The organism is Vibrio sp. R-1 (genome assembly GCF_035615595.1).
GTDB classification, from domain to species: domain Bacteria; phylum Pseudomonadota; class Gammaproteobacteria; order Enterobacterales; family Vibrionaceae; genus Vibrio; species Vibrio cholerae.
In genome coordinates, this window is record NZ_WPDC01000139.1 from 1 (window position 1) to 5,022 (window position 5,022).

At 48.7% G+C, this 5,022-nt stretch carries 6 protein-coding genes; 2 read left to right on the plus strand and 4 right to left on the minus strand.

Annotated features, from left to right (window positions below):
- Positions 1-68: 68 nt before the first annotated feature.
- From rpoH to ftsY, 4 genes are all read right to left on the minus strand, one after another.
- The gene (rpoH, locus tag GOU96_RS16760; protein WP_000184359.1) at positions 69-929 is read right to left on the minus strand and encodes an RNA polymerase sigma factor RpoH; all 861 of its coding nucleotides are present in this window, start codon (positions 927-929) and stop codon (positions 69-71) included.
- Between the two features lie 169 nt (positions 930-1,098).
- Positions 1,099-2,091, minus strand: a complete 993-nt coding sequence (ftsX, locus tag GOU96_RS16765) for a permease-like cell division protein FtsX (protein WP_000279340.1) — start codon at positions 2,089-2,091, stop codon at positions 1,099-1,101.
- Positions 2,081-2,755, minus strand: a complete 675-nt coding sequence (ftsE, locus tag GOU96_RS16770; protein WP_000617864.1) for a cell division ATP-binding protein FtsE — start codon at positions 2,753-2,755, stop codon at positions 2,081-2,083. Before ftsE ends, ftsX begins: the two co-directional genes overlap by 11 nt.
- A 48-nt stretch (positions 2,756-2,803) precedes the next feature.
- A complete protein-coding gene (ftsY, locus tag GOU96_RS16775) occupies positions 2,804-3,943 on the minus strand; it encodes a signal recognition particle-docking protein FtsY (protein ID WP_267782853.1) in 1,140 nt (379 codons plus the stop codon).
- A 202-nt stretch (positions 3,944-4,145) separates the two neighbouring features.
- On the opposite strand from ftsY, the gene rsmD reads away from it, so the two are divergent.
- Together rsmD and GOU96_RS16785 are read left to right on the plus strand one after the other, a co-directional pair.
- Positions 4,146-4,745 (plus strand): 16S rRNA (guanine(966)-N(2))-methyltransferase RsmD, encoded by a 600-nt coding sequence (gene rsmD, locus GOU96_RS16780; protein ID WP_042989755.1) that lies wholly within the window; start codon positions 4,146-4,148, stop codon positions 4,743-4,745.
- On the plus strand, positions 4,742-5,008 hold the full coding sequence (locus GOU96_RS16785) for a DUF1145 domain-containing protein (protein ID WP_000645840.1): 267 nt from the start codon (positions 4,742-4,744) through the stop codon (positions 5,006-5,008). Before rsmD ends, GOU96_RS16785 begins: the two co-directional genes overlap by 4 nt.
- Positions 5,009-5,022 lie beyond the last annotated feature (14 nt).

The following is a 5,022-nucleotide window of genomic DNA, read 5'->3' on the forward strand; positions in this document are numbered from 1 at the left end:
ATAGATAGAGACAAAAAGGTCTGGCATTGACCAGACCTTTTCTTATCAAGCGGTTACGCAATGTGAAATCAGAACTCGCCCACCGCTTCTTTCAGCTTACGCATGGCGTTTTTCTCAAGCTGACGAATACGCTCCGCAGAAACACCATACATTTCCGCCAAATCTTGCAGTGTGGTTTTGTTGTCATCATCCAACCAACGAGCACGCACAATGTGTTGGCTACGCTCATCAAGACTCGCCAGCGCCATGCTGAGGCGCTGTGTGGTATGCGCTTCCCAGTTTTCGGCTTCTAGGTTATCAGCTAAGTCAGAGTGCTTATCTTCGAGGTACAGCACAGGCGCAGTGTAGGCCATGCCGTTTTCGTCATCCTCGGCGGACATCTCAAACGCAGCATCTTGGGCTGCCAGACGAGATTCCATTTCACGCACTTCAGCAGGCTCAACACCCAGCTCGCGCGCTACCGTTTCGACTTCGCCGTTATTAAACCAACCAAGGCGTTTTTTCGATTTACGAAGATTAAAGAACAGTTTGCGCTGTGCTTTGGTGGTGGCGATTTTCACAATACGCCAGTTACGTAGCACATATTCATGAATTTCGGCTTTAATCCAGTGCACCGCAAACGACACCAGTCTTACCCCCATCTCAGGGTTAAAGCGTTTAACCGCTTTCATCAGACCGATATTGCCCTCTTGCACTAAGTCCGCCATTGGCAAGCCATAACCGGAATAACCACGAGCAACGTGAACAACAAATCGTAGGTGCGACAAGATCAAGCCTTTCGCAGCATCGATATCCCCTTTGTAATGTAATCGCTCTGCCAGCTCGCGCTCTTCATCAGCACTCAGCATCGGGTAACCGTTTACTGAACGGATGTAGCTATCTAAGCTGTCTTGGGAAACAAGAGCCATTGGATACGCTTGGTTAGTCATTCAATTCCTCATCATTCTCTGATCTGGATACGCTGTTTTACCGCAACAAGCTTGAACCTAAAATGAACAGGTTTCAAGTTTGACTGGTCATTATGCATAAACAAAAGGGCAACTCAAGTCAAGCTCTGCCTCAACCTTGAATCAGCCACCCATTTATGACCACCATCACTTAAACAGGTTCAATTTCTTTTAGATGGCGTTTCGCCGACACTTTCGCCGCCACGCAGCCTAAAAAGACGCCGAGCATTAAAAGCAGTAATGATTCATCCCAGCCAAGGCCAATCAAACGGAAACGGCTATCATACAATTGAGCGAGCGCTTCCACCGCCCCATTGAGTAAAATCGTCATCAAAGCCGTTAATAGCCAAGCAGCCACGGCGCCGAGTAAACCAAACCACATCCCTGAATAGAGATAAGGACGCAGAATATACGCATCGGTCGCGCCGATGAGTTTCATGGTTTGAATCTCTTCTTTGTTGGCTTGTACGTTAAAACGTAGCGTATTGCCCACAATCAAAAAAACCGACATCAACATCAAGCTGGATAAGCTGATCACCACGATAGTCGCCAAATGGCGAATCGCATCTAAACGGGCAAACCAATCTTCATCCATGCGCACATCAGTCACCCCCTCTTCTGCTTGTAGGGCTTTGGCAAGCGTTTGGATCTGCTCTCGACTGTCCACTTTAGGCGTCACCACTAATACCGCGGGCAAGGTGGCGTTATCGAGTAGGCTGATCGCTTGCTCAAAGCCTGCATACTGGCTTAAATCATCCAAACCTTGCTGCGGTGAGATGTATTTCACTTTGGCAATTTCATCACGCCGCTCCAAATCATCTTTCAAAACGATGATCCGAGGTTCTGGAGTATCGATGTGCAGATAAACACTGAGCTGAGAAGGCTCAGCCACTCGCTCAGCCACCGAGGCGATATTTTTACTCAGCAAGTACAAACTGGCGGGTAGCGCCAACGCCATAGAAATTACCGCCAAAGTCAAAATGTTGCCCAGTGGACGTCGCCACAAGGCGGCAAACGATGCTTTCGCCTGTTTGAAATGAATGGCGAGAAAACTGTCGGTTTTGGCTCGCTTCACATCACGCGGTTTGCTTTTGGTACTTTTGGTGGTTTTGCTGATTTTTTGATTGCCCGGCTTAACGGCCATAATCCGCTACCTCACTTAAAAAACCCTGATTGAGTTCTAGATGACGATATTGCGGACGCGAATTCACCAAATGAATATCGTGCGTCGCCAGCAGTATTGTGACCCCAGCGCGATTGAACTCTTCAAACAGACGCAGTACTCGGCTGGAAAGCTCAGGATCAAGGTTGCCTGTCGGCTCATCAGCCAGTAGTAGCGTTGGGCGATTCACCACCGCGCGAGCAATCCCGACTCGCTGCTGTTCCCCACCAGAGAGCTGGCTTGGTAAGCAGCGGGCTTTATCGAGCAATCCGGTTTTATCGAGCGCCGCCGAAACACGACGTTTAATTTCATTTTCCGAGATCGATTCAATGCGCATCGGTAACGCGACATTGTCATAGATGCTGCGATCCATCAAAAGGCGATGGTCTTGAAACACAATCCCAATATTGCGGCGTAAAAAGGGAATATCCTTGTTTGGGATCCGAGTAATATCATGACCATTGAAACTGATTTTGCCATCGGTTGGACGCTCAATCGCACAAATCAGCTTAAGCAGGGTACTTTTCCCTGCCCCAGAATGGCCGCCCAAAAAGGCCATCTCACCACGCCGCAAGTGGAAATCCACTTTCTGTAGCGCTTGTCGTCCACCTCGATACGCTTTACTGACTTGCTGAAACCTGATCACGCCGTCTCCCCCTGACAAGGCTGGCACACTGTGCCAACTGAGATTGGTTTATTCTTCGCGGCTAAATAGCGCGTCGATAAACTCTTGTGTTGCAAATGGACGTAAGTCGTCAATTTTCTCGCCGACACCGATATAACGGATTGGGATCTGGAATTGATCGGCAATCGCGAAAATCACGCCACCTTTAGCGGTGCCATCAAGCTTAGTTAAGGTAATGCCCGTGATGGGCGCTACATCACTAAACAATTTGGCCTGACTGATCGCGTTTTGTCCGGTACCCGCATCCAGCGTCAACATGATTTCATGTGGCGCGCTGTCATCAATCTTCTTCATCACGCGCACAATCTTGCGCAGCTCTTCCATCAGGTTACTTTTGTTTTGCAGACGACCTGCGGTATCCGCAATCACCACGTCAATCCCGCGCGCTTTCGCCGCTTCAATCGCATCATAAATGACGGAGGCACTGTCGGCGCCAGTATGCTGAGCGATTACAGGCACTTGATTGCGCTCTCCCCACACTTGCAACTGCTCAACCGCTGCAGCACGGAAGGTATCGCCCGCTGCCAACATCACTTTCTTGCCTTGCGCTTGGAACTGTTTAGCCAGTTTACCGATCGTGGTGGTTTTACCCACCCCATTCACGCCCACCATCAAGATCACGTAAGGTTTTTTCTCAGTGTCGATCACCAATGGCTGCTCGACCTGAGAGAGAATCTCGGCCATCTCTTCTTTCAGCAGACCGTACAGCGCTTCCCCATCACGCAGTTGTTGGCGAGAAGCTTTGGCGGTCAAATTAGCGATAATTTTGCTGGCCGTATCCATGCCGACATCGGCAATCAGCAGTTGTTCTTCGAGCTCTTCGAACAGGTCATCATCAATCTTTTTGCCTTTAAACAGGCCAAAGAAGCCAGCGCCAATATTCGCTTTGGTGCGGCTCAAACTGCGCTTTAAGCGCGCAAAGAAACTTTCGGTCGGTTTCTCTTGTTCAATAATACGTGCAGGTTCAACCGTGGCTGTTTCTGTTTCTGTTTCTGTTAACGCAGTTTCCGTTTGAATCGCCACCGCTTCAACATCGGCTTGGCTTTGTGGTTCATCCTGCGTTTGAGTATCCGTTGCAGTGGTTTGGCTTTTCTCTTCGTCACCAAATCCAAGCCATGACAACAAGCCACGCTTCTTTTTTTCCGTCATCTGGAGCTATCCTGAATCGCTTTATTTTAATACAGACTTTTCTTGGCCATTATTGCGGCCCCGAAAAGAAAAATGACAAAGCAGTGAAAACTTTTTGCTTCGCTTGGTACACTTTGCCCAGTTTTTTATGTTAACTCGGGTTGTCACGCCAAATGGCTGACAAGCGAGGTATAGTAACACTTAATTAGCGGTCAAAAAATCTATGCAAAGACGTCGCCAGCCAAACCCATCACAAAAAAAGGCCCCTACAGGGCAAGTTCGGATCATCAGCGGTCTGTGGCGCGGCCGAAAATTGCCCGTACATGATGCCGAAGGACTACGCCCGACGACCGATCGAGTGAAAGAAACGCTGTTTAACTGGCTTGCTCAAGAAGTGCCAAATGCTCGCTGTCTCGATCTTTTTGCCGGTTCTGGCGGGCTAGGCTTCGAGTGTGCATCACGCCAAGCCAGCCAAGTAACCATGCTTGAGCTGAACCCGCTCGCCTTTCAGCAACTCAAAACTAATGTACAGAGCCTGAAAGCAGAAAATATTGAGCTTATTCACACGGATGCACTCGCCTTTCTGCGACAATCGGGTAAACCTTATGACGTGGTGTTTATTGACCCACCTTTTCGACAAGGTTTGTTACAGGAAACCACTCAGTTACTCGAGCAAAACGGTTGGCTCGCGCCACAAGCGATGATTTATATTGAGTGCGAAAAAGAGCTGCCACTGACGGAGTTGCCTCCTCATTGGCATCTACATCGAGAAAAGAGTGCCGGACAAGTCTGTTATCGGCTGTTTATAAGGGAAGAACAATGAAAGCACTACTCTGGTTAGCGAAAGCGGCGATTGGTTTTGTATGGCTGGTTTTGCTGTTCAACATCGTGATGCCTTTTCCGGGTAATGCCGCCATCGCACTCTACATCATGACCGCATTTTTGCTCTTCATGCATGGTTTGCAGATGTTGATTTTCATTGGCGCGTTTGGCGATAAAGTACCACTGAAGCGCTGGGAAAAGTGGTCAATTCTGATCTTTGGCATTTTTGCCCTGTTGGATATTCGCCGTAAATACATGATGTAAAAAAACCGCCGCGA